The sequence below is a fragment of the Lentzea sp. NPDC020367 genome (assembly GCF_044387305.1).
GTDB lineage: Bacteria > Actinomycetota > Actinomycetes > Mycobacteriales > Pseudonocardiaceae > Lentzea.
The window spans coordinates 32,955-57,716 of the sequence record NZ_JBIRVV010000014.1; the positions used below are offsets into that span (position 1 = coordinate 32,955).

Consider the following 24,762-nt stretch of genomic DNA (forward strand, 5'->3'; position numbering starts at 1 on the left):
CGGCGCAACACTAGAGGGTCGTAGGCTCCAGGCGTGCCAATCGAACGCTCCACCAAGACGGGTTTGGTGCCCCTCGTCGTCATCGGCTTCGCGGTGGCGTCCCTCGCCGCCGTCGCGCTCAGTTCGATCGAGAGCAACCCTCCGGTAGGGGTGCAGATCGTGCGCGTGCTGACCGAGACGGGTGCGGTGGTGACCATCGGCTCGTTGTTGTTGGCGGCGTTCCTCGTGCCACCGCAGAAGTCCGGCACTCTCGCAGCGGACGGTTACGCCGCGATGCGCACCGCCGGCTGGTTCGCGCTGGTGTGGCTGGTCGGTGCCCTGCTGTCGGTGCCGTTCACCACGGCGGCCGCGATCGACCGGCCGGTGAGCTCGTTCACCTTCAGCCAGATGATCGCGACGGCGATGCTGCTGGAGCAGTCGAAGGCGTGGCTGTTCACGGCGATCATCGTGGCGTTGCTCGCGCTGGGCTGCCGTCTGGTGCTGTCGTGGGGATGGACGACGGTCCTGCTGTTCGGGGCGATCTTCGCGTTGGTGCCGGTCGCCGTCACGGGCCACTCGTCGTCGGGCGGTTCGCACGACATGGCGACGAACAGCCTGTTGTTCCACCTCGTGGCCGCCGTGCTGTGGGTGGGTGGCTTGATCGCGTTGCTCGCGCACGGCAGGCGTGGCGGCGCACACCTTCCCCTCGCCGCGACGAGGTTCTCGAAGATCGCGCTGGTCTGCTGGATCGTCATGGCCGTCTCGGGTGTGGTGAACGCGCTCGTGCGCATCACGCCGGTCGACCTCGTGACGTCCACCTACGGCTGGCTGACGCTCGGCAAGCTGGCGTGCCTGCTGCTGCTCGGCGTGTTCGGCTACTTCCAGCGCGAACGTGGCGTGAAGGGCGTGGTCGACGGCAAGCCGCACGCGTTGCTCAAGCTCGCGGGCCTCGAAGTCCTGCTGATGATGTTCACGATCGGCCTGGCCGTGGCGCTGGCCCGCACGCCTCCGCCCGGCGGCAGCACCGAACTGCCCAGCCGCACGGAGATCGCGATCGGCTACGACCTCGACGGCCCGCCGACGCTCGCGGCCATCCTGTTCGACTGGCGCTTCGACCTGATCTACGGCACCGCGGCGCTGGCCCTGGCCCTGTTCTACGTGCTGGGCGTGCGCAGGCTGACCAAGCGCGGCGACAAGTGGCCGGTGGGACGCACGGTCGCGTGGCTGTGCGGGTGTTTCTCGCTGCTGTTCGCGACGTCGTCGGGCATGGGCCGGTACTCGCCGGGGATGTTCAGCGTGCACATGGAAGCGCACATGGTGCTGTCCATGCTGACGCCGATCCTGTTCGTCCTGGGTGGACCGGTCACGCTGGCGTTGCGTGCGCTGCCGGTCAACAAGGAGGTGCCGGGTCCGCGAGAGTGGGTGCTGGCCTTCGTGCACTCACCGGTCGCACGGTTGTTGACGAATCCCTTCGTGGCACTGGGTTTGTTCGTCGGGTCCTTCTACGCGCTGTACTTCTCGGGACTCTTCGAGGCCGCGCTGCCGTTCCACTGGGCGCACCTCGCGATGAACGCGCACTTCATCCTCGCGGGCTACGTCTTCTACTGGCCCGTGATCGGCGTGGACCCGTCCCCGAACAAGCTGCCGCCGCTCGGCCGGTTGGGGCTGTTGTTCGCCTCGATCCCGTTCCACGCGTTCTTCGGCGTGGTGCTGATGAGCTCCGCGACCGTCATCGGCGAGCAGTTCTACCGGGGCCTGGCGCTGCCGTGGGTGCAGAACCTGCTGGAGGACCAACGACTCGGCGGCGGCATCGCGTGGGCGGCGGGGGAGATCCCGTTGCTGGTGGTCATGGTCGCCCTGCTCACGCAGTGGGCGCGGCAGGACGGCCGGGACGCGAAGCGGTACGACCGCAAGGCCGACGCCGATGGGGACGCCGACCTCGAGGCCTACAACGCGATGCTGCGCAAAATGGCGGGTAAGGACTAGACGGACAGCGGGCGGCGGAATCCGCGGACCGCGAAGAACGCGCCGATCACCGCGATCGAGCCGCTCGTGACCAGTGCGCCGAGCACGCCCGTGACGGGGTGGGCGAGCGCCAGGCTGCGGGCGGCGTCGACCGCGTAGGTCAGCGGGTTGATCTTCGCGATCGCCTGCAGCCAGCCCGGCAGGCCGCCCACCGGCACGAACGCGCTGGACGCGAACATCAGCGGGAACATCGCCAGGAAGCCCACGGTCTGCATGAGCTCCGCCTTGCGGACCCACGCGGCGATCGCGATGAACACCCAGCTCAGCGCCCATCCGACGACCAGAGCGAGACCCAGTGCGGCGAGGGTGCCGACCATGCCGCCGTCCGGGCGGAAGCCGAACACCAGCACGCCGAACAGGATCATCAGCACCAGCTGGAACGCGGTGCGGACCGCGTCGGACAGGTTGCGTGCCAACAGAACTGTGCTCGGACGGATCGGCAGAGAACGGAACCGTGCGAGCACACCGTTCGACATGTCCTGCACGAGCCCGATGCCGGACGCGAGAGAGGACTGCATCGCGGTGTTCACGAGGATCGCGGGCAGCAGGTAGTTGATGTAACTCATGCCCGGCGGGAAGTTCGCCGTGGACGTGATGCTGCCGAAGATCTGGCTGAACAGCGTCAGCATGATCAACGGCTGCAGGATGCTGAAGAAGACGAGTGCGGGCGTGCGCAGCAGCGCGCGCAGTGAACGGCCGGTCAGCACGAGGACTTGCGTCGGGTAACTGCTGCCGTGCCAGGTCAAGGTCGCCATGATTGCCCCCTAGTTCGCGGCGAGAGTGAGGTAGACGTCGTCCAGCGTGGGCTCCTTGAGGCCGATTTCGTGCGCCTCCAAGCCGTTGTCGTCCAACGCGCGCACGACCGTCGCAAGGTCGCGTGACCCGCTGACGGGGGTCGTGAGCGTGAGGCCCTCCGCGACGGGATGGAGCCCCACGGAGTTGATGGCCGTCAACGCGACGTCCACTTCGGACACCGAGTCGAGCGTGACGGTCACCGTGCGCTGGCCGACCTGCGCCTTGAGCTCGGAACTCGTGCCGGACGCGACGACCTTGCCGTGGGACAGCACGGTGATCGAGTCCGCGAGCCGGTCGGCCTCGTCGAGGTACTGGGTCGTGAGCAGCACCGTCGTGCCGTCCGCGACGAGCTTCTCGACGATCTCCCACATCGCGAGGCGGCTGGCCGGGTCGAGGCCGGTGGTCGGCTCGTCCAGGAACAGCACCTCGGGGTTGCCGACCAGCGACGCGGCCAGGTCGAGGCGCCGCCGCATGCCGCCGGAGTAGGTCTTGGCGTTGCGCTTGGCGGCGTCGGTGAGGTCGAACTGCTCCAGCAGGTCGTCCGCGCGCTGGTGGGCCTGCTTGCGGCTGGCGCCGAGCAGACGGGCGATCAGCACGAGGTTGTCGTGACCGCTGAGCTGCTCGTCGACGGCGGCGAACTGGCCGGTCAGACCGATGCGGCTGCGGACCTCGTGCGCCTGCTTCACGACGTCGAACCCCGCGACCTTCGCACTGCCGCCCGACGGCGGCAGCATCGTGGTGAGGAGGTTGACCAGCGTGGTCTTGCCGGCGCCGTTGTGGCCGAGAAGGCCGAGCACGGAGCCCTTCTTCGCGGTGACGCTCACGCTGTCGAGAGCGGTCACGTCACCGAACTTCTTGCTCACCTCGTGGGCTTCGATCATGAGCTCAGTCATTTGCTCCCCCTGGTTTGAGTGCTCCGTGCAGGAACAGCTCCACGATGGCGGCGGGTTCGGCGGCGATCTGACCGAAGCCCGAGCCCATGCGGTTCGTGAAGACGGCGCCGAGCAGCATCCGTCCGGCGAGGTCGGGGCTGACGCGCAGGTCCGCGTCGCCGAACAGACCGGCGACGGCGTCGGACAGCTGCTGCATGCCGATCGGCGGTCCCTTGTGCTTCTTGTGGTCCTCGTCGCGCGGCTGATAGCCGGACTCGCGCAGCGCGCCGATGACACCCCACATGCGGTCGAGGTAGCCGCTGAACATCGCGACTCCCGCGGTGAGCCGTTCTTCGAGCGGTACGTCCGCCGGGATCGCTTCCAGGCTCGCGACTTCCTCGTCGGAGTGCAGCGCGCGTTGGATGCACGCGTCGAGCAGCTCGGCCTTGTCCTTGAAGACGCGGAACACGGTGCCTTCCGCGATGCCGGCCGCGGCGGCGATCTGACTGGTGGTGACGTTCGCGCCGGCCTTCACGACGAGCGGCAGCGTGGCCTGGACGATCGCTTCGCGGCGATCTTCCGGGCTCATCGCGGGGGCGCGGCGGCGGCGTGGTTCCTCTGACACGTCCGCAACTGTATGAGTGAGTCCTCACTCATGTCAATGAGTGGGCGCTCACTCACTCGGCTCGCTCCAGCGTGGCACTAGTGGCGTGGCTCGGAATGTCGCCGGGCGAATTCGCGGTCAGACGGGTGCATCGCGGCGCCACCCCCGCGTCCTCGTACTGGTTGTACGGGGGCGTGGGGGCGGTGTCGCGAGGTGCCCTGCTGAGCGTGGATTACCCAGCCGACATTCCGGGCCGCGCCACTAGCAGAGACCCCTGACAATTTCGCGATTCGAGGCCGTTCAAGATCTCGACCTGTCCACAGCTCGCGAGTTGTCCACAGATCCGCTGCCGCCCCACCTCGGCCGCCCGCCTCCGGAGCAACCTGGACCAGAACCCGTGACCTGGAGGCAAGCCCGATGTCCTGGAATTCCACCGTGATCACCGTTGTTGGCACAGTCGTCAGCGAGATCACCTACAAGCACGGCGAGGACGGCAGGACGAACGCGTTCTTCCGCATCAACTCGACCGAGCGCCGGTACAACACGGCGCTGGGCGACTGGGAGGACGGCGAGACGTTGTGGCTGGGTGTCTTGTGCTGGCGCAAGCTCGCCGACAGCGTGAAGACGACGCTGTCCAAGGGTGATCCCGTGATCGTCCAGGGCAAGCTGCGCATTCGTCATTACGAGAAGGACGACGTGAAGCGGCAGGCGTTCAGCCTCGACGCGTTGCACGTCGGGCTGGACTTGAGTCGCGTGCAGTCACTGGGCTCCGCCCCGCTCGTTGAACCGCGGGCCGCCGAAGATGTCGCCGAGGTCCCCGTTCCGTTCTGAGCCGTTCGGGGCAACCCCGTGCCGGACTTCGGGAACCCGCCCGATCCGGCGGTGCCGCCGGAGAAGATGTACGTACTGCGATCCACGAAGAAGGAGGGAAGCTCGTAGATCGGGGCCGCTGAGGACCGATCGCCGAGAGTCGTTCACGTTCGAACGGAACGGGCTGGTCACCGAGTCGCGTGACGCTCGTTCCGGGGGTGAGCGCCCGCTTGTCGGCGACCGAGGTCAGGAGCCTCTGAGCACCGCTCTACGATCGCGACCATGGCCGAGTTCATCTACACCATGAAAAAGGTGCGCAAGGCGCACGGTGACAAGGTCATCCTCGATGACGTCACGATCATGTTCTACCCCGGCGCGAAGATCGGTGTGGTCGGTCCCAACGGCGCCGGCAAGTCGAGCGTGCTCAAGATCATGGCGGGGTTGGACACACCCGGAAACGGCGAGGCCTACCTTGCCCCCGGCTACACGGTGGGCATCCTGCAGCAGGAGCCGCCGCTCAACGAGGAGAAGACCGTCCTCGGCAACGTCCAGGAGGGCCTGGGCGAGATCAAGGTGAAGCTGGACCGCTTCAACGAGATCGCCGAGCTGATGGCGACCGACTACTCCGACGAGCTGATGGAGGAGATGGGCAAGCTCCAGGAGGAGCTCGACCACGCCAACGCGTGGGACATCGACTCGCAGCTCGACCAGGCGATGGACGCCCTGCGGTGCCCGCCGCCGGACGCCGACGTCACCAAGCTCTCCGGTGGTGAGCGCCGCCGGGTCGCGCTGTGCAAGCTGCTGCTGAGCAAGCCCGACCTGCTGCTGCTCGACGAGCCCACCAACCACCTGGACGCGGAGAGCGTCCTGTGGCTGGAACAGCACCTCGCGCAGTACTCCGGCGCCGTGCTCGCCGTGACCCACGACAGGTACTTCCTGGACAACCTGGCCGAGTGGATCCTCGAGATCGACCGCGGCAAGACCCACCCGTACGAGGGCAACTACTCGACGTACCTGGAGAAGAAGGCCGAGCGCCTCGCGATCTCGGGCAAGAAGGACCAGAAGCTCCAGAAGCGTCTCAAGGACGAGCTGGAGTGGGTGCGCTCCGGCGCCAAGGCCCGCCAGGCCAAGTCGAAGGCGCGTCTCGACCGCTACGAGGAGATGGCGGCCGAGGCGGAGAAGACCCGCAAGCTCGACTTCGAGGAGATCCAGATCCCGCCGGGCCCGCGTCTGGGCAACGTCGTGGTCGAGGTCGACAAGCTCAAGAAGGGCTTCGGCGACAGGGTCCTGATCGACGGCCTGTCGTTCACGTTGCCGCGCAACGGCATCGTGGGCGTCATCGGTCCGAACGGCGTCGGCAAGACGACGCTGTTCAAGACCATCGTCGGTCTCGAGCAGCCCGACGACGGTGGCGTGAAGGTCGGCGAGACGGTCCTGCTGTCCTACGTCGACCAGAACCGCGGCGGCATCGACCCGAAGAAGAACGTGTGGGAGGTCGTGTCCGGCGGACTCGACTACATCCACGTCGGCAACGTCGAGATGCCGTCGCGCGCGTACGTCAGCGCGTTCGGCTTCAAGGGTCCGGACCAGCAGAAGCCCGCCGGAGTGCTGTCGGGTGGTGAGCGCAACCGCCTCAACCTCGCGCTCACGCTCAAGCTCGGCGGCAACCTGATCCTGCTGGACGAGCCGACCAACGACCTGGACGTCGAGACCCTCGGCTCGCTGGAGAACGCTCTCGAGCAGTTCCCCGGCTGCGCCGTGGTCATCTCCCACGACCGGTGGTTCCTCGACCGCGTCGCCACGCACATCCTCGCGTGGGAGGGCACGGACGAGGACCCGTCGAAGTGGTACTGGTTCGAGGGCAACTTCGAGGGCTACGAGAAGAACAAGCTCGAGCGCCTGGGTGCCGACGCCGCGAGGCCGCACCGTGTCACGTACCGCAAGCTGACACGGGACTGAGAGGGCAACGGCGACGTCGTGGCGGCGAGGGGCGAGGCGCAGGCGAACGTCGAGGTGAGCACGCTGGTCGTGCCCGCCTGGATGCTGCGTTGGCGGGCACCGGAGCTCGCTCTGGTGCTCGGTGAGCGCGCGGTAGCGCTCGCAGCCACCCGCCGCGACGAAGCCGACCGCCTGCGGGCGGAGTCGCTCGTGGTCTTCGCGGGCAACCGCGTGGGCCGCGGCGTCCGCATCGCCGATCGGGCGATCGACGCGCTGAAGGCGGCCGAGGCCGCCGGTGAACACGAGACCGCGTGGCTGCTGCGAGTCGAACTCGCGGCGTGCGCGCGGTCCGTGGGAGCGCCCCTCACGGGGTTCGCCGCGGTCACGCCGGTGCTCGAAGCGCCGGACGTGCCCGCGGAACTGCGTGCCTCGGCGCTGGTGCAGGCCAGCGAATGCCTCGTCACGGTCGGCCGCGGCGACGAGCCCACGCGGGCTCTCGCCGAGGCGGACCAGCTCTACGTCGCCGACACGACGCTCGACGACGACACGCGTCTGCTGCTGCGCGGTCTGATCCGCGCGGTGCAGGCCGCGCAGCACCGGCGGTGGGGCGATCTCGCCGCCGCCATCGGTGCCGCACGCGAAGGCCTCGATCTGCTGAGCAGGTTCTCCGATCCGTCCGCGGACAGCGGCCAGGGCGTCGGCCGGCTCACGCTGGAACTGGTGCTCTCGCTGATGGACGCGAACCGCCTGCTCGACGCAAGCGACGTCGGCAGCCCGATGCTCGACCTGCCGGTGCGCGCGCCGTCGGCGTCCACGACGGGGTGGTTGCGCCTGGCTCTGGCCACGCGCGTGCACCTGCCCGCGGGCAGGGTCGCGCTGGCTCGCGAAATGCTGCGGGAGGCCGCGGCGAGCGCCGAACGCCACCAGCTCGACACGTTGCTGGCCGAAAGCCTGCTCGCACTGGCCCACGTGCACGAGGTGTCCGGCGAACTGGCCGACGCGCTGAAGAACCTGCGCTCAGCCCACGCCGCCGAACGCCGCCGCGCCCGTGCCGTCTACGCGGTGCGCGCCCGGCTCGCCGCCGAGTTCTCCGGTGTCCACCGTCAGCCGGCCGATCTGCACCAACAGCTGGCGAGCGTGCTCCGCCCGATCGAGGGCATGCAGGTGGTCACCGACGGCGTGCTGACCGCCGCACTGAAGCAACAACTTCGGCAGTGGCGTCAGGTCCAGGTCCGCAAGGGCGATGGGCTGAAGGTCAAGCGCGTCCGCCGCGCTGCCGAAGACATGACCGTGGAAGGTTTGTCCGCGGCACGACAACACGCCGCCGACCGGTGGCGCATGGTCCAGCCGTTCGGCGAGCCCGACGACAAGACTCCGGAACAAGTGGAACTGCCACCTGAATCCCTGCCGTCCTCTTCTTCCTCCTCTGACCGCACCGTCCCCGCCTCCGGTCTGATCGCGTCCGCGGGAGCCATGGTGAGCGGCCGCCGCCGCGCCGCTCGCGTGGCCGCCGGTGAGATCGACGACGACCGGCCCACCACGATCGCCGAAATCCCCGTCACCCCAGCACTTCCTGATCCCGAGCCGCAGCCGCAGCTCACCGTCGAGCAGGAACGCAAGCGCAAGGTCGAGCAGCAGCTCATGGAGCTGCAGCGCGAGGCCCGCCGCCAGATCGAGGCGGAACGCCAGGCCCGCGCCGAACAGCGAGCTCAGGCCGAACGCGAGGCCCAGGCCGCCGAGGAGGCCGCGCGCCAGGAGGCCGCCCGCGAGGAAGCGGCCCGCCAGGAGGCGGCGCGGCAGGAAGCGGCCCGCGAAGAGGCCGCGCGCCAGGAAGCCGCCAGGCAGGAAGCCGTTCGCCAGGAAGCGGCGCGGCAGGAACTGGCCCGGCAGGAGGCGGCCCGTCAGGACGCCGTGCGCCAGGAGGAGGCCCGCCGCGAGGCAGCCCGCCAGGAAGCGGTCCGCCGGGACGTCGCCCGTCAGGAAGCGGCGCACCAGGAGGTCGCCCGCCTGGCCGTGGAACGCGAGGAGACGGCCAGAGAAGCCGCTGCCCGCGAGGAAGCGGCCCGCGCCGAGGCCGCCGCGCGCGACGAGGCGTCGAACTCCCAGTCGGAAAGCGTGCTGGACATGCTCAAGGCCCAGGGCCTGCGAGCAGGAGGCCGTCGCCGGGCCCGCGACGCCGAGTCCCAGTCCGACACCCCGTCGTGGCGCGTGGAACCCCCGTCGAGCCTGCGCCAGACCGACCCGGCGGCAGAACCCGCGCAGCCGCGGAACTTCTTCGCGGACTCCGGCGGCCCCGCTCGCCCGGACTACTTCGCGGACCAGGACACCCCGGACGGCCCGACCCGCTCAGGCCTGTCCGCGGCGTTCTCCCGCCCACCGGCGGCACCGGACTTCGGTCCGCACCTCGACGAGCCGTCCTACCCGCTGCACACCCCGGCAGCGGGCTTCCCGGCCGCCGCCGCGGACCCGGACGAGCGCAAGCTCCCCGACCTGGACTTCAGCGGTCTCGACTTCAGCACCCCGAAGCCGAAGCCCGTCGCCTCCATCCCCACCCCACCGGCTCCCGCGGAACACCCGGACGAGGAACCCGAGCCCAAGCCGCTCCCGCCCATCCCGGACCCGATCCCGTCCGTGCCGACCCCGGCCGAGATCCCGCAGGCCCCGGAGCCGGACCTGATGTCGACCACGTTCCTGAGCTCGGCGGACGTGGACGACGACGCCTCGGACATCCCCACGACCCCGGTGCCGGTGCAGTCGCAGGCCGAGCAGTCCCGGCCGACGTTCGGCACCCAGACCAGCTTCGGCACGCAATCCGCATTCGGCACGCAGTCCAGCTTCGGCACCCAGGCCTTCGGCGCCCAGTCAGGCTCCGGCTCGGCAGACTCCGAGGCGCCGACCGAGACAGGTTTCCGCGCGGTCGCCCAGCCCGACCCGGCCACGTCGACCCCGGCCGACGCACCGAGCGCCACCACGAACGACTCCGGCGATCGAACCGGCCGCCCCAGCAGCCGCCGCAGGCCGAGCGACCTGAGCCTCGCCGACCTGCTGGCGGAGGCACTGGTCGCCTACGAGACGGGCCGCCGCTCCGACGAGGAACAGGTCGAAGCGGCAGACCTGGCCGCCCCGCACTGGTCAGCGGACGAACCAGAGCAGGAAGCCACTCCCGAACGCCCCGCCGAGGCCGAGCCGGCCGCCACCGCGGACGCCCTCTTCGGGGCAGGAGAGTCGTCCGGCGCACAACGCCCCTCGGCAGAGGGCGCGACGGACTCTCAAGCCGGCTCGGACACCCCTTTCAGCCAAGACAGCCCCTTCAGCCCGCAGCTGGGACGGTCAGCGGAGTCCCCGCCGTCCTCGGACGCGCTCTTCCAGCCGGGCCGGCCCTTCGGCTCCCAGGAGCCGGCGGCCGCGGACCCGCCCGGTGCGGAGGCGTTGTTCCGGACGGGGCTGTCGTTCGGCGCGCGGCACGACCAGGCAGCGGACGTCCCGCCCGGCGACCGGCAGAACCCCGCGGCGGACACCTCGCCCGGTTCGGAGGCGTTGTTTCGGCGGGACGAGTCGTTCGGTGCCCGGCACGAGTCAGCGCCGGAGACCCAGCCCGGCTCGGACGCCTTGTTCCGGCCTGGCCGGTTCGACACCCGGCAGGACCCGGCAGCGGATGCCTCACCCGGTGCGGAGGCGTCGTTCCGGACGGGTCTGTCGTTCGGTTCGCAGCAGGATCCGGCGGCGGACGCGTCGTCCGGTTCGGAGACGTCCTTTCCGTCGGGTCTGTCGTTCGGCACTCAGCGGGATTCCCCGTCCGGTGCGGAGGCGTCGTTCCGGACGGGTCTGTCCTTCGGTTCGCAGCAGGACTCGGCGGCGGACACCTCGTCCGGTTCGGACACGGCGTTCCGGCCTGGCCAGTCCTTCGGCTCCCCGCAGGAGCCGCCGGCAGAGGCCGCGGCTTCCTCGAGCGCGTTGTTCGGCTCGACCCCGCCGTTCGGCACGCAGCCGGCGGATCCCCAGGCCGGTTCGGACCTCTCCTTCCGGCCTGGCCAGTCCTTCGGGCTGTCCCCGGTGGAGCCGGAAAGCCGGCCGGGCACGGACCTCGCCTTCAACACCACACCGTCGTTCGGCACCCCCCAGCCGAATCAGGAGTCCTACTTCCTCTCGAAGCCGCCCGCGGAGTCCGAGCAGGAGAAGACCGGGCCGATCGCACCGGTGGGTGCCGCGCCCGACAGCGAGACCACCGGTCCCATTCGCCGCGTTCGTCCGGACGGGCCGGCGGGCTGGACGTTGCCGGGGGCGTGATGGTGGCCAGCACCACACCTCAAGCCTTGCCCAACCCCGCCCGGCCGGTGGCGGGGGACGAGGCGCGGGAGCGTCGGGACGGCTGCCTGGCGCGGGCGGGTCGGTGATCTCCCGCGGTTCGGTGGTGGTCACACCCATGATCGGATGAATGCTGCGGATCGGCCGGGTGCCGGGTCTGGTGGAGGTTGCCGGATCCGGCTGGTGTCCCGGCGCGTCGCACGATGCGAAAAGCCTTGTCGCCACTGATGATGTGACTCGATTCAGCCCACGATTCAGTGGCCCGTCAGTGCCCCTCCCGTTGCCGGTGACGGCCGCCACCCCATCTAGGGTGGGGTCGGACCCGGCACACAGAGGTGCCGGATAGCGTGGAGTCGCCTGAAGATGACCTCGACTGGAGCCCCGACCCGAACCGACGACGTCTCCGCGGCCCCCGCCGCGGGCGATGACAGTCGACCGGCCAGTCCTGAACAGGTCCGTGACGAGCTGATCGAACGGGCCGCCGCCAATGCCCCCGAACTCGCTGACCTGATCCGCCTTTTCTACCGGCACGTGCCCGCCGAGGAAGTCAACGACGACGACCCGGTGGACCTGGTCGGAGCGGTGCGGTCGAACTACCAGCTCGCCGAGAGCCGCGTTCCCGGACGCGCCGCGGTGCGCATTCTGAACCCCACCCGCGGGACCGACGGGTGGCAGTGTCCCGTCACCGTGGTGCAGGTCGTCACGGACGACATGCCGTACCTGGTGGATTCGGTCGCGTCCGAGCTCACGCGTGGTGGTGTGCAGGTGCAGCGCGTCGTGCACCCGATCGTCGTCGTGCGGCGTGACCCGGTCACCGGTGAGCGCATCGAGGTGCTGCCGACGGCCGATCCGGCCGATCCGCCCTCGGACGCGCTGGCCGAGTCGTGGATGAACGTCGAGGTCGACCTCATCACCGACCCCGATCGTGCCCGCGAGCTCGAGACCCGCCTGCTGACGGTGCTGACCGACGTCCGCGAGGTCGTCGAGGACACCGACCGCATGGTGACGACGGCGCTGCAGCTGGCCGAGGAGCTGGAGAAGGACTCGTCCGAGGCCACCACCGACGGCTCGAAGCTGCTCAAGTGGCTCGCGGACGGGCACTTCACGTTCATGGGCTACCGGCAGTACGAGCTGGTGCGCGAGGACGGCGAACCCGCGCTGCGGGCCGTGCTCGCGAGTGGGCTCGGCGTGCTGCGCCAGGACAGCCTCGCGGCGCGCAGCCTCACCGCCGGGCCGGACAACGGCGAGCAGGCGCTGAGCCCCGAGTTGCTGGTGCTGACGCAGGCCAGCGCGCAGAGCAGCGTGCACCGCAGCGTCTACCCCTACTACGTGGGCGTGAAGACGTTCGACGGCGAGGGCAACGTCTCCGGCGAGCACCGGTTCCTGGGCATCCTCAGCACCACCGCGCTGCACGAGGACGTGCTCGACATCCCGGTGATCGAGCGCCGCGTGCGCCAGGTCATCCACCGCGCCGGCTTCCCGCTGCAGTCCTACTCGGGTCAGCGGATGCTCGAGGTGATCCAGAACTACCCGCGCACCGAGCTGTTCTCGGTCGACGCGGACACGCTCTACCAGACGACCACGGGCGTCATCGCGCTCGCGGAACGCCGGCGGCTGCGGTTGTTCCTGCGCCGCGACCCGTTCGGCCGCTTCTTCTCGTGCCTGGTCTACCTGCCGCGCGACCGCTACACGACGACGAGCCGCCTCGCGATGCAGGAGGTGCTGCTCGCCGAGCTCGGTGGCCTGAACCTCGAGTACAGCGCGCGCATCGGCGAGTCCGCGCTGGCCCGCGTGCACTTCATGGTGCACACGGAGCCGTCGCGCACGCTGGAGCCGGACGTTCACGCGATCCAGGGCAAGCTGGCCGAGGCCATCCGCAGCTGGGACGACCGCATGGTCGAGGCCGTGACGGGCGACAGCGGCGAACTCGGTGCCGAGTCGGCCACGGAGCAGGGCCAGCGGTTCGCCGCGGTCTTCCCGGAGGCCTACAAGGAGGACTTCAACGCCGCGATCGGCCTGGAGGACTACCGGCGCATCGAGGCGCTCGTCGAGGGCGACCTCGACATGGTCTTCTACGTGCCGGAGGACGCCGAGGCGGGCGAGCGGCGCTTCAAGCTGTTCCTGACCGGTGAGGGCATCACCCTGTCGGACGTGCTGCCGATGCTGCAGCGCATGGGCGTCATCGTGGTCGACGAGCGGCCGTACGAGATCGCCCGCGAAGACGGCGTGCAGTGCTGGATCTACGACTTCGGCCTGCGCATCGACAAGGCCGCGCTCGCCCAGCTGTCCGAGTCCGACCTCGACCAGGTGCGCGTGCGGTTCCAGGACGCGTTCGCCGCCGTCTGGCGAGGCGAGGCCGAGGTCGACAGGTTCAACTCGCTGGTGCTGCAGGCCGGGCTCACCTGGCAGCAGGCCGCGATGCTGCGCGCGTACGCGAAGTACCTGCGTCAGGCGGGTACGCCGTATTCGCAGGACTACATCGAGGACGCCGTGCTCAGCCACACGTCCGTGGCGATCGCACTGGTCGCGTTGTTCGAGGCCAGGTTCAACCCGGCGCTCGACGACACGACCCGTGCCGCGCACACCGAGACGATGGTCGTCGAGACCGGCAAGCTCATCGACGACGTGACGAGCCTCGACGCGGACCGCATCCTGCGCAGCCTGCTCACGCTGATCAACGCCACGCTGCGGACGAACTACTTCTTCCGCGACGCGGACGGCAACGCCCGGCCGTACCTGTCGGTCAAGCTCGACCCGCAGGCCATCCCGGACCTGCCCGCGCCGCGGCCGAAGTTCGAGATCTTCGTGTACTCGCCGCGGATCGAGGGCGTGCACCTGCGCTTCGGCAGCGTCGCGCGTGGTGGTCTGCGCTGGTCCGACCGCCGCGAGGACTTCCGCACGGAGGTGCTCGGCCTGGTCAAGGCGCAGGCCGTGAAGAACGCCGTGATCGTGCCGGTCGGCGCGAAGGGCGGGTTCGTCGTCAAGAAGCCGATCGCCCCGACGGGCGACCCCGGCATCGACCGCGAGAACTTCATGTCCGAGGGCATCGCCTGCTACAAGATGTTCATCTCGGGCCTGCTCGACCTCACCGACAACCTGATCAACAACGAGGTCGTGCCCGCGCCGCAGGTCGTGCGCTACGACGCCGACGACACGTACCTCGTCGTGGCCGCGGACAAGGGCACCGCGACGTTCTCCGACATCGCCAACGGCGTGAGCCAGAGCTACGGCTTCTGGCTGGGCGACGCGTTCGCCTCCGGTGGCTCCGTCGGCTACGACCACAAGGCCATGGGCATCACGGCCAAGGGCGCGTGGGAGAGCGTGAAGCGCTCGTTCCGCGAGCTCGGCGTGGACACGCAGACCGAGGAGTTCACCGTCGTCGGCATCGGCGACATGTCCGGTGACGTGTTCGGCAACGGCATGATGCTGTCCGAGCACATCCGGCTCGTGGCCGCGTTCGACCACCGGCACATCTTCATCGACCCGAACCCGGTCGCGGACACGTCGTTCGCCGAGCGCGTGCGGCTGTTCAACGTGCCGCGCTCGTCCTGGGACGACTACGACCGCTCGCTGATCAGCGAGGGCGGCGGCATCTTCCCGCTCACGGCCAAGTCGATCCCGGTCTCCGAGCAGGCCCGCGTCGCGCTGGGCCTGCCCGAGGGCGTGGTCAAGCTGTCGCCGCCGGAGCTCAAGAAGGCGATCCTGCTCTCGCCGGTCGACCTGCTCTGGAACGGCGGCATCGGCACGTACGTCAAGGCGTCGACCGAGTCGCACGCCGACGTCGGCGACAAGGCGAACGACTCGATCCGCGTCGACGGCGCCGACCTGCGGGTCAAGGTCGTCGGCGAGGGCGGCAACCTGGGCCTGACCCAGCGCGGCCGCATCGAGTTCGCGCGCACCGGTGGCAAGGTCAACACCGACGCGCTCGACAACTCCGCCGGCGTCGACTGCTCCGACCACGAGGTCAACATCAAGATCCTGCTGGACCACCTGGTCCGGGAGGGTTCGCTGGAACAGTTGCAGCGCAACGAGGTTCTCGGCGAGATGACCGACGAGGTCGGCGAGCTCGTGCTGGCGGACAACTACTCGCAGAACAACGTCCTCGGCGTCAGCCGGGCGCACGCCGCCCCGATGCTGTCGGTGCACGCGCGTCTCACGGCCGACCTCGAAGCTCGCGGCGCTCTCAACCGCAAGCTGGAGGCGATGCCGAGCGTGGCGGAGTTCAAGGCGCTGGAGAAGAACGGCCAGGGCCTCACCTCGCCGGAGCTCTCCACGCTGCTCGCCTTCACCAAGCTCACGCTGAAGGAAGAGCTGCTGGCGAGCGAGATCCCGACGATCGACACGTTCAAGAACAAGCTGCCGGACTACTTCCCGACCTTGTTGCGCGAACGCTTCGGCGCGGCCATCCCGAACCACCCGCTGGCCAAGGAGATCATCACCACGGTCGTCGTCAACGAGGTGGTCGACGGCGGCGGCGTGTCCTACGCCTTCCGCCTGGCCGAGGAGATGAGCGCGTCGGCGACCGACGCGGTCCGCTCCTACGCCGTGGTCACCGAGGTCTTCGACCTGCCGTCGATCTGGCGCGAGATCCAGGCGCTCGACAACGTGGTGCCGACGGAGGTCCAGGACAGCATGGTCCTGGAGACCCGCCGCCTGCTGGACCGCGCGTCCCGCTGGCTGCTCTCCAACCGCCCGCAGCCGCTGCCGGTGGGCTCGACCATCAACCGGTTCCGCGGCGTGGTCGAGGAGCTCAGCCCGTTCGCCTTCGACCTGTTGCAGGGCAAGGAACTGGACGTCGTCGCGGGCAAGGCCGACCGGTACGTCGAACAGGGCGTTCCCGCCGAGCTCGCCCGCAAGGTCGCGGCGCTGCTCTACATGTACGGCCTTCTCGACGTCACCGAGATCGCCGAGCTCGCCGAGCGCGAGTTCGGCCCGACCGGCGGCGCGGGCCCGGAGCGCACGCACCGGGAGACGGCCGAGCTGTACTTCTCGCTGTCCGACCACCTCGACATCGACCACATGCTGGACTCGGTGACGAGCCTGGAGCGCGGCAACCGCTGGCACGCACTGGCCCGGCTGGCTCTCCGCGACGACTTCTACTCGTCGTTGCGGGCCATCTCCGTCGACGTCCTCAGGGCGAGCGACGAGGGCGACACGGCGACCGAGAAGATCGCCAAGTGGGAGCAGGCCAACGCTTCCCGCCTGGCTCGCTCGCGTGGCGCGCTGGAGGAGATCAACCGGGTCCACCAGCTGGACCTGGCCACCCTGTCCGTCGCCGCCCGCCAGGTGCGGAGCATGGTCAGGTAAGACCGGAACGCAAGAACGCCGGGGCGTCACGGAAGTCCGTGGCGCCCCGGCGTTGTCGTCAGGTCAGACGACCTGGTCCAGCTCGGCGCGCTGCATGATCGCGCGTCGCAGCCAGTGCCGTCCGACGACGACCAGCAACGCCACTCCGACCGCCGCGACCGTGCCGACGGCGGATCCCATCCACAGCCCGAGGGTCTCCATGCCGTCCGCGGGCGAGGGGATGTCGGCGAACGTGATGAAGACGAACAGCCAGGCGAGCACCAGGCCCCCACCGGCGATGGCGCCGATCGCGATGTTCGTCCACGCGAGCGCGCCGGACTCGAACACGGTGCCGTCGCCCGCCCGCTGCAGCATTCCGCCCAACGCCACCGCCAGGACCTGAAGGCACGCGATGAAGACGATGGCGGACACCACGAACGGCAGCCGCACGGACTCGTAGGGCGGAAACAGCTCGACCTCGTCCGCCGCGGTCGTCGGAATCACCACCACCTGCGCGAACAGGCCGCCGAGGACCGCGATGGCGAGCAGTGCCTGCAGGAAGAACACCAGTGCGCGAGTCATAAATCGAGTATCGAGAGCTGCCTATCGATTTTCAATCGGTTGGTGTGGAGGTCCTGTGAAGGTTCGGGCGGTCGCCGTTCGGTAGGGTCCCTGCATGGGTGTCTTCGTCACTGGTGTGCGGCCGCGATGGTCGGACATGGATGCGTTCGGCCACGTCAACCACGCGAACACGGTGACGTTGCTCGAAGAGGCCCGCATCGAGCTGTTGTTCACCGAGGCGGCCCGCCACGGGGTCAAGGAACTGGCCGAGGGCATGGTCGTGGCGAAGCTCGTGGTCGAGTACCTCGCGCCGATCGTGTTCACCGGCGAGGACGTCCTGGTGGAGATGTCGGTGCGGGAACTGAAGTCCGCGTCGCTGACGCTCGACTACGTGGTGCGCGGCAGCCGCGACGTGAACAGCCCGGTGGTGGTCAAGGCGGAGACGCTCATGGCGCCCTACAACGTGACGACTGCACGACCGCGCCGGCTGACCGAGGCCGAGCGCGACTTTCTCGCCGGGTGGCGGGCAGGGGGAAACGGTGCCTGAACTGGTGTTGGCCGACGCGGCCGAGAGAGACGACCTCGGGGCGTTCGCCGCGCGGGCGGTGCGGCTCGACGCGCAGTCCGTCGTGCGGCTGCGCAACCGCGACGAGGAGCGGCTCGACGCGTGGGTGGCCACGCCGTTCGACACGCTCGCCACGCGAACCGTTGCGGGACAGGCGACTCCGGCGGACGTCACGGTGTCCGGGTCGGAGCTGCTGACGGGCCTCGCGGTCATGCGCGACGAACGCATCGACCCCGGCCCGGCCAAGGACCTGATGTGGCGCTCGGCCCTGCCGCCCGCCGAGGGCTGGCTGATGGTCGACCGGCTGCCGGTCGAGGTCATCGCGACCCTCGCGGACGAGGGCGTCGAGGTGGCCAGGGAGAACACCGGGCCGCAGGGCACGCCGCCGGCCTCGTTGCTGGACCAGACGGTGCTCACGGTCAGCGGGTCCGGACTGGACGTGAAGATCGCGCTGCGGGTCCTGTTCGCGTTGTCGGGCATGGGTTTCCTCGGAGACGACGGCGAGGTGCGGGTGACCGCGACCGACTCGTGGCTGCGGATCGACGCCCGCTACGGCGCGGTCGTGCGGCGGCGCCACTCCATGCTGCCGCTGCTCGTCTGAAGCGCGGCGTAGGCGGTGCTCACCTCGGCGAGCCAGGTCGCCTCCTCGTCCGCGGCGGGTGCGTGGAACTCGGGGAGCCGGCCGCCCGGCCCTCCGAGCAGGGCCGCGTCGATGCACGCGGCTTCGGCGTAGGCGCGTGCGTTGAGCCCCGCCGCTGAAGCGGAAGCCAGCGCCGCGTCGTAGACGGCGGCATCCAGATGGGAACGCAACGGGCCGATGAGCGCGTCCCGGATGCCGATCACCCGGTTCAGCAACCGCGCGCGGGAACCTCGCACTCCCGGCGAGGAGACCCCGAGCGCGGTCGCCAGCGGAGCCAGCCGCCGGTAGAGGCGGTACCTGCGCACTTCCGCGTTCGCCGAGGGCAGCAGCAATCCGGCGAGCAGGAACAACCCGGCCGGCGCGATCAGCAGGATCTGCACCCCGGCCAGTCCGTGCTCGTCCCAGGACGGGGGCGCACCCAGCCACACGGCGACCGAGTAGGTCACCTTGTGCACCGCGTGCGCGATGGTCAGCGCACAGCCGATCCCCATCAGCGTCAGGCTCGCCCTGAGCACACCGCGTTCCCGCGTCCGATGGATCCACGCGAGCCTCACCACGTCCGCCATCGCGAACGCGCTGTACAGCTGCCACACCAGCACGTACGCGAGGACACCCGCGTCGGCGTGGCCGCGTTCGCCGAGCAACGGCAACCCGAGGCGCACCGGACCGAGCAGGTAGCAGACGCCCAGCAACGCGGACGCCACGGCGAGCAGCCGGGCACGTGAGCGGACGGACGTACCCGGCCTGACGACGGCGAGTGTGAACACGACGGCGAAGTAGGCCGTTCCCATGCTCGCCAGGTGTTGCGGCAGCTGCGGGAAACCCGGCAACCCCCCGAACGCGCGGTGCACAGGCCAGTAGATCGCGGAAAGCCCGAGCACGGTCGAGATCTCCATGCACACCAACGCGAAGAACACCGCGCGGGCCGCCTGGTCGGACGGGTTGCGGCGCCAGGCGAGGCAGCGGTTCAGCGCGGCCGCGGCGATCACCGCGACCAGGACCAGGTGCGCCGCGACGGCCGCCGCCACGCTCAGTCCTCCAGCGCGCGACGCAGGCCCGACGCCCTGCTGGCCCTGGCGAGCACGGCGTAGGCGAAGTCCTCCGCCTGCCGTTCCGCGCGGTCGGAGAAGGTGTCGTGCTGACGTGCCAGCATGATCCGCAGCGTTTCGCCGCCGAGGTCGGGGAAGAGCTGCGCCATCGTCTCCGCGCCCTGGTGTTCGTGCAGGATGTGCCCGAGCTCGTGCAGGATGATGTGCTCCTGGTGCAGCACGGACGTGTGCTGCTCGAAGCAGACGATGTCGGCGTGCTCGCCGGAGAGCCACAGCCCGCACGGCCCCAGCGACGCCATCGGCAACGGCGTCAGCACGATCGGCCGGCCTCGCTCGGTGCCGATGCGGCCGCACAGTTCGTGGATGTCGAACGGGCGTGGCAGGTCGAGCTTGGCTGCCAGCCTGCTCACCCGAGCCCCTCCAGCTTGCGCAGCTGCTCGGTCAGCGCGCGCACGGCGTCCACGCTGCCGGGGGACAGTCCGATCATCCTGGCCGCGGCGCTCGCGACCCCCGCGTCCCGCATCGCGGCCGCCAGCCCGATCTGCGCGGTGACCTGTTCGGTCGTCTGGTCGTCGAAGAAGTAGGCGACCGGGATGCCGAAGAAGTCGGCCAGCCGCTGCAGGGTGTCCTTCGTCGGATTGGTGTTCTTGCCGGACCGCAACGCGGACAGCAGCCCGGTCGACAGGCCGGTCGCGACCGAGACTTCGGGATGGGTGAACGGTTTCCGGCCGCTCGGACGCACCTCGCGGAAGAGGTGATCGACCTTCTCCGCCAACGTCCGAGGGGCGGCAGCGGCCTCGTTGACGTCTCCCACGCGAGAAGTCTACAGTCGGCGCTCGATCACTTTAATGACTCAGTCCGATCGTGAGATCAGTCTGATGATTCCCGGTGCCGGTTGTCTGGGGGGACACATGCGCATCCGCCTGCTGGGATCGGTCGAGGCCTTCGCCGACGGCAGACCTGTGCCGCTCGGTGGTCCCAAGCCGAAGACGTTGCTGGCTCTGCTGGCGATCAACTCCGGGCGGGTCGTCGGGGTGGATCAGCTGGTCGGCGCGGTGTGGGGAGAGGAACCACCGGACGCGGCCAGGTCCTCGCTCTACACCTACGTGTCGGCGTTGCGGCGGGCTCTGGGTGACGCCGTCAGCAGGCGCAACGGTGGCTATCTGGTCAACTCCGCCCAGGTCGACCTGCACGAGTTCACACAGCTGGTCGACGAGGGCCGCGGACTGCTGGCCGACGGCTCGCTGGAGGAGGCCGCGAGCCGGTTCGACACGGCGCTGGCGTTGTGGCGCGGACCGGCGCTGGGCGACGCGCAGGGGGAGTGGGCCGAGACGGAGCGCGTCCGGCTGGAGGAACTGCGGCTCGTCACCGTGCAGGACACCGCGGAGGCGAAGCTGGGGCTCGGCCGCGGCGAGTCGCTGATCGACGCCCTCACGACCGCCGTCGCGGAGCATCCGCTGCGGGAACGGCTGCGCGGCCAGCTCATGCTCGCCCTGCACCAGGCGGGCCGGCAGGCCGACGCGCTCTCCTGCTACCGGGACGGCCGGGCGCTGCTGCTCGACGAGCTGGGGGTCGAGCCGGGGCCGGAACTGCGGGCCGCGCACGAGAAAGTGTTGCGGGACAACGACCTGGTGTCGCCCGGGCCACCGCAGAGGAGTCCGGACCAGCTGCCGTTCGGCATCGGCGACTTCACCGGCCGCACGCGGGAGGCGGACCGGCTCACCCGGCGGCTGCGCGCTGACACGAGGCTGTGCGTGATCTCCGGCAAACCGGGGGTCGGCAAGTCGGCCCTCGCGGTGCACGTGGCGCACGAGATCGCCGGCCACTTCCCGGACGGCCGATTGTTCGCGGACCTGTGCGGGCTGCAGCCGGTCCGTGCGGAACCGGCGGATGTGCTGGCGGGATTCCTGCGCGCGCTCGGCGTCACCACCACGGCGATCCCGGACGGCCTCGCGGAACGCGCCCAGCTCTACCGGACGCTGCTGGCGGACCGCCGCATGCTCGTCGTGCTCGACGACGCCGCCGACGAACAGCAGGTCCGGCCACTGCTGCCAGGCGGCCACCGGTGCGCGCTGCTCGTCACCAGCAGGCGGCGCCTCGACGCGCTCGGCGGCGGCACCCAGTTCGGCCTCGACGTGTTCGGCGACGCGGAGGCGCTGGACCTGCTCGGCCGAGTGGCCGGACAGGCCAGGGTCGCCGCGGACCGGGACCAGGCGCTGCGCATCGCCCGGCTCTGCGGGCACCTGCCGCTCGCCCTGCGGATCGCGGCGGCCCGGCTCGCGGCACGGCCGCTGTGGCCGTTGCGCAGGCTCGCCGACCGGCTGACGGACGAGCGCGAGGTGCTGCGGGTGCTGCAGGTCGGTGATCTGGAGGTGCGGGGAAGCTTCGCGCTGAGCTACGACGCCATGCCCGCGCGGGAACGGGTGGCGTTGCGCCGGCTCGGCCTGCTCGGCGTGCCGGACTTCGGGACCTGGCTCGTGGCCGCGCTGCTCGACTGCCCGGTGCCCGAGGCGGAGGACACCGTCGAACGCCTGATGGACGCGCAGCTCGTGGACATGTCGATGAGCGGTGGCATGGTCCGCTACCACCTGCACGACCTCATCCGCGCGTTCGCCAGGGAACGCGGTGAGGCCGAGGAACCGGAGCGGGACGTCCACGCGGCCGCGTCGCGCGCGGCTCGGTCGGCGTCGGCGCTGGTGCGCATCGCCGGCGACCGGATGCCGCACGCGACGTTCGCCGTGGACCGCCTCGACACCGTGCCCGACCTGGACGGGAGGGTGCTGGAGGACCTCGCCGACCCCGAGCAGTGGTTCGCCGCCGAACAGGCCGCGCTCGTCGCGACGACGGAACGGGTCAGCGAGCTCGATCTCAGCGAGGACGCGACCACACTCGCGGCGGCGCTCTGCTCGTCCAGGTTCGCTGTGCACAACCTCTTCGGGCCGTGGTGGCGCACGCACAGCGCGGCACTCGGCGCGGCCCGGCGGACCGGTGACCGGGCGGGGGAGGCCCGGCTGCTGGCGGGGCTCGGCTGGCTGCGGTTCGAACAGGACCGCTTCGACGAGGCCGAGGACTACTACCAGCGGGCGATCGCCGCGTACGAGTCCGGCGGGGATCGGCGCGGCCTGGCGAGCGTCCTGCTGGCGCTCAGCAGCGTGCAGCGCGAACGCGGCAGGCTGGCGGAAGCCCTGGTGTCGCTGGAGAACGCGCTGCCCGACCTGGCCGACCCGAGTGCGATCGCGCAGGCCGCGCACGGGATGAGCCGCGTGCTGACCGAACAGGGAGACCTGCGTGCCGCACTCGACGCGGGCCTGCGTTCCCTGGAGGCCTACCAGCGGATCGGGGACCGCAGGGCCGAGGCGATCGTGCTGCGCTCGGTCGGCATCGTGCACAGGGCTGCCGGACGGCTGCCCGAGGCAGCGGCGTGCTGCGAACGGGCGCTGGAACTGTTGCGGGACACCGGTGACCGGCTCATGACGGCGTACGCGGTGCAGGCACTCGCGAAGGTCAGGATCAGGCAGGGCCGCGGCGCGGCGGTCAGAGACGACCTGGAGGCGTGCCTGGTGACGTGCAACGAGATGCAGGACGGCTTCGGGCAGGCGCTCGTGCTGCGCACCCTCGGTGAGCTGGACCTGGCGCAGGGCAGGCGGCACGAGGCCAGAGAGCACCTCGAACGGGCGCTGCGGTGGTGGGAGGCGTTGTCCCTGCCGCTATTCCGGGCCAGGACGTTGCGGTCGCTGGCCGAACTCGGCGACCAGGCGGCGTGGGACGAGGCACTGGCGATCTTCCGGCAGCACGGCGCCCGCGAGGCGTTCGAGGGAGAACCTCAAATCCGGCCTTCAGATCGCTTGGAGGTGCTCGGCCCAGAGTAGGTGCGGCAACGCGGGCAACGGGTCCGCGGAACTGTCTGGGGGCAAGCATGAAGAGCAGGAGAACGTTGGGGCTCGGCGTGGTCGCGGCGCTGGCCGCGCTCGCGCTGGCAGCACCGGTGTCGGCACAGGAAACCGTGCAGGGACAGGGAACCGAGGCGCCGGTCGCCGGACTGGCCGCGGCGGCCGTGGACGAGCCGATCACCAGGGACGAGGTGATCTCCCGCGCGAAGACCTGGCTCACCGCCAACAACGGCGGGCCGGTGCCGTACGACATGGGAGGCTGGTTCGGCGGGTACCGCGCCGACTGCTCCGGGTTCGTCTCGATGGCCTGGAAGCTCGGCTCCAGCCGGACCACGGAGTCCCTTCCCGGTGTCTCCCAGCGGATCGCGAAGAACGACCTGCTGCCGGGCGACGTGCTCGGCAAGCTCGGTCCTGGTACCGGTGGCGCCGCTGGTCACGTGGTCGTCTTCGAGGCGTGGGCGAACGATGCCAGGACGGCGTACACAGGCATCGAACAGGCGGGCAGTCCCGGCCACACGGTGCGCCGCACGATCCCGTACCCCTACTTCGGCGACTCGAGTTACCTGCCCTGGCGCTACAACAAGATCGCCGACACCCGCCCGGTGGACCGGGTGAGCGACGTCAACAGCGACGGGTGGGGCGACCTGATCGGCGTGGCCGCCAACGGTGAGCTGTTCGGCTACAACAACGCCACGCTGGTCAGCGGGGACCGTTCGCCGTTCACCGGGGAGACCTGGCGCAACGCCGGCAGCGACTGGTCGTCGGTGACGACGCTCGCCTCGGGTGACGTGACCGGTGACGGCTACGCGGATCTCGTCGGTGTCGAGGGCGATTCCCTTGTCGTGTACGCGAACGGCGCGCTCGTCAATCCGGGTGGCAAACCGTACGGCGGCGTCACGTGGCGCTACGACGGCGCCTGGAGCGCGGTGTCCCACCTGGCGATCGCGGACGTGACCGGCGACGGTTTCGGTGACCTGGTCGCGGTGGAGCGTTCCGGTGCGTTGGTCGTGTATGCCAACGGCAGCAAGGTGAATCCGGGTAACAAGCCGTTCGGTGGCGAGACCTGGCGGATGGGTACGGGCTGGGGCAGCGTCAAGCACCTCGGTGTCGCCGACCTCAACCGGGACGGCTTCGGTGATCTCGTCGCGGTGGACGGCAACGGCGAGCTGTTCGGCTACAACAACGCCACGCTGGTGAGTGGGGATCGCAAGCCGTTCACCGGGGAGACCTGGCGGATCCGGGGCAGCAACTGGTCCGCGGTCAGGCAGTTCACCGTGATGGACGCCAGTGGTGACGGCTACGCCGACATCATCGCGGTCGAGCCGGACGGCAAGTTGGCCATGTACGCCAACGGTTCTCTCGTCAACCCCGGCGGGATTCCCTACACCAACCGCACCTGGTCCGCCGCCGGCGACTGGTCCGGCGTCCGCACCCTCGCCTGAT

General features: G+C 70.0%; 16 protein-coding genes. 9 read left to right on the top strand and 7 right to left on the bottom strand.

All coding sequences use genetic code 11. The annotated features are described in order from the left end of the window. Positions 1–33: 33 nt before the first annotated feature. Positions 34–1,965, top strand: a complete 1,932-nt coding sequence (locus tag ACH413_RS38890) for a cytochrome c oxidase assembly protein (RefSeq protein ID WP_360046032.1) — start codon at positions 34–36, stop codon at positions 1,963–1,965. Here the strand turns inward: ACH413_RS38890 and ACH413_RS38895 are convergent. Genes ACH413_RS38895 through ACH413_RS38905 form a run of 3 tightly spaced genes read right to left on the bottom strand, consistent with a single transcriptional unit; the run spans position 1,962 to position 4,296 of the window. Further along, positions 1,962–2,759: an ABC transporter permease gene (locus ACH413_RS38895; RefSeq protein ID WP_360046034.1), complete on the bottom strand. Its 798-nt coding sequence runs from the start codon at positions 2,757–2,759 to the stop codon at positions 1,962–1,964. The genes ACH413_RS38890 and ACH413_RS38895 overlap by 4 nt on opposite strands. Before the next feature lie 9 nt (positions 2,760–2,768). After that, entirely contained in the window at positions 2,769–3,692 is a 924-nt protein-coding gene (locus ACH413_RS38900; protein WP_360046036.1) for an ATP-binding cassette domain-containing protein, read from the bottom strand. Further along, a complete protein-coding gene (locus tag ACH413_RS38905; RefSeq protein ID WP_360046038.1) occupies positions 3,685–4,296 on the bottom strand; it encodes a TetR/AcrR family transcriptional regulator in 612 nt (203 codons plus the stop codon). The genes ACH413_RS38900 and ACH413_RS38905 overlap by 8 nt, the downstream gene beginning before the upstream one ends. Before the next feature lie 414 nt (positions 4,297–4,710). Here ACH413_RS38905 and ACH413_RS38910 point away from each other — a divergent pair, with 414 nt between their 5' ends. The 4 genes from ACH413_RS38910 to ACH413_RS38925 all read left to right on the top strand — a co-directional run bounded on the left by ACH413_RS38910 (position 4,711) and on the right by ACH413_RS38925 (position 16,635). Then, positions 4,711–5,106: a single-stranded DNA-binding protein gene (locus ACH413_RS38910; RefSeq protein WP_360046040.1), complete on the top strand. Its 396-nt coding sequence runs from the start codon at positions 4,711–4,713 to the stop codon at positions 5,104–5,106. A 261-nt stretch (positions 5,107–5,367) separates the two neighbouring features. Then, positions 5,368–7,044, top strand: coding sequence for an energy-dependent translational throttle protein EttA (gene ettA, locus ACH413_RS38915; RefSeq protein WP_360046042.1), 1,677 nt, complete (start codon positions 5,368–5,370; stop codon positions 7,042–7,044). A gap of 18 nt (positions 7,045–7,062) precedes the next feature. Then, on the top strand, positions 7,063–11,310 hold the full coding sequence (locus ACH413_RS38920) for a hypothetical protein (protein ID WP_360046044.1): 4,248 nt from the start codon (positions 7,063–7,065) through the stop codon (positions 11,308–11,310). A gap of 381 nt (positions 11,311–11,691) precedes the next feature. Next, entirely contained in the window at positions 11,692–16,635 is a 4,944-nt protein-coding gene (locus ACH413_RS38925; RefSeq protein ID WP_360046046.1) for an NAD-glutamate dehydrogenase, read from the top strand. A gap of 63 nt (positions 16,636–16,698) precedes the next feature. Here ACH413_RS38925 and ACH413_RS38930 read toward each other — a convergent pair whose 3' ends face one another. Next, positions 16,699–17,196 carry a DUF2975 domain-containing protein gene (locus ACH413_RS38930; protein ID WP_360046048.1) on the bottom strand — a complete coding sequence of 166 codons (498 nt, stop codon included), beginning with the start codon at positions 17,194–17,196 and terminating at the stop codon, positions 16,699–16,701. A 94-nt stretch (positions 17,197–17,290) separates the two neighbouring features. Here ACH413_RS38930 and ACH413_RS38935 point away from each other — a divergent pair, with 94 nt between their 5' ends. Next, positions 17,291–17,722, top strand: coding sequence for a thioesterase family protein (locus tag ACH413_RS38935; RefSeq protein ID WP_319981759.1), 432 nt, complete (start codon positions 17,291–17,293; stop codon positions 17,720–17,722). After that, positions 17,715–18,341: a hypothetical protein gene (locus ACH413_RS38940; RefSeq protein WP_360046050.1), complete on the top strand. Its 627-nt coding sequence runs from the start codon at positions 17,715–17,717 to the stop codon at positions 18,339–18,341. The genes ACH413_RS38935 and ACH413_RS38940 overlap by 8 nt, the downstream gene beginning before the upstream one ends. On the opposite strand, the gene ACH413_RS38945 is transcribed toward ACH413_RS38940, so the two are convergent. The 3 genes from ACH413_RS38945 to ACH413_RS38955 are packed head-to-tail and all read right to left on the bottom strand — an operon-like array spanning position 18,290 to position 20,243. Next, positions 18,290–19,408, bottom strand: coding sequence for an MAB_1171c family putative transporter (locus tag ACH413_RS38945; RefSeq protein WP_360046052.1), 1,119 nt, complete (start codon positions 19,406–19,408; stop codon positions 18,290–18,292). The genes ACH413_RS38940 and ACH413_RS38945 overlap by 52 nt on opposite strands. A 2-nt stretch (positions 19,409–19,410) precedes the next feature. Then, a complete protein-coding gene (locus ACH413_RS38950) occupies positions 19,411–19,839 on the bottom strand; it encodes a toxin (RefSeq protein WP_360046054.1) in 429 nt (142 codons plus the stop codon). After that, on the bottom strand, positions 19,836–20,243 hold the full coding sequence (locus tag ACH413_RS38955; RefSeq protein ID WP_360046056.1) for a helix-turn-helix domain-containing protein: 408 nt from the start codon (positions 20,241–20,243) through the stop codon (positions 19,836–19,838). The genes ACH413_RS38950 and ACH413_RS38955 overlap by 4 nt, the downstream gene beginning before the upstream one ends. A gap of 97 nt (positions 20,244–20,340) precedes the next feature. Between ACH413_RS38955 and ACH413_RS38960 the strand changes: the two genes are divergently transcribed. Both ACH413_RS38960 and ACH413_RS38965 read left to right on the top strand, forming a co-directional pair. Beyond that, the gene (locus ACH413_RS38960; RefSeq protein WP_360046058.1) at positions 20,341–23,298 is read left to right on the top strand and encodes a BTAD domain-containing putative transcriptional regulator; all 2,958 of its coding nucleotides are present in this window, start codon (positions 20,341–20,343) and stop codon (positions 23,296–23,298) included. A 47-nt stretch (positions 23,299–23,345) separates the two neighbouring features. Next, positions 23,346–24,761: a VCBS repeat-containing protein gene (locus tag ACH413_RS38965; protein WP_360046060.1), complete on the top strand. Its 1,416-nt coding sequence runs from the start codon at positions 23,346–23,348 to the stop codon at positions 24,759–24,761. Position 24,762: the final 1 nt, after the last annotated feature.

Excerpts from the sequence above, each read along its gene's own strand:
- ACH413_RS38895 (WP_360046034.1), bottom strand. The coding sequence starts at position 2,759 with ATGGCGACCTTGACCTGGCACGGCAGCAGTTACCCGACGCAAGTCCTC.
- ACH413_RS38900 (WP_360046036.1), bottom strand. The coding sequence starts at position 3,692 with ATGACTGAGCTCATGATCGAAGCCCACGAGGTGAGCAAGAAGTTCGGT.
- ettA (WP_360046042.1), top strand. The coding sequence starts at position 5,368 with ATGGCCGAGTTCATCTACACCATGAAAAAGGTGCGCAAGGCGCACGGT.
- ACH413_RS38925 (WP_360046046.1), top strand. The coding sequence starts at position 11,692 with ATGACCTCGACTGGAGCCCCGACCCGAACCGACGACGTCTCCGCGGCC.
- ACH413_RS38930 (WP_360046048.1), bottom strand. The coding sequence starts at position 17,196 with ATGACTCGCGCACTGGTGTTCTTCCTGCAGGCACTGCTCGCCATCGCG.
- ACH413_RS38935 (WP_319981759.1), top strand. The coding sequence starts at position 17,291 with ATGGGTGTCTTCGTCACTGGTGTGCGGCCGCGATGGTCGGACATGGAT.
- ACH413_RS38960 (WP_360046058.1), top strand. The coding sequence starts at position 20,341 with ATGCGCATCCGCCTGCTGGGATCGGTCGAGGCCTTCGCCGACGGCAGA.
- ACH413_RS38965 (WP_360046060.1), top strand. The coding sequence starts at position 23,346 with ATGAAGAGCAGGAGAACGTTGGGGCTCGGCGTGGTCGCGGCGCTGGCC.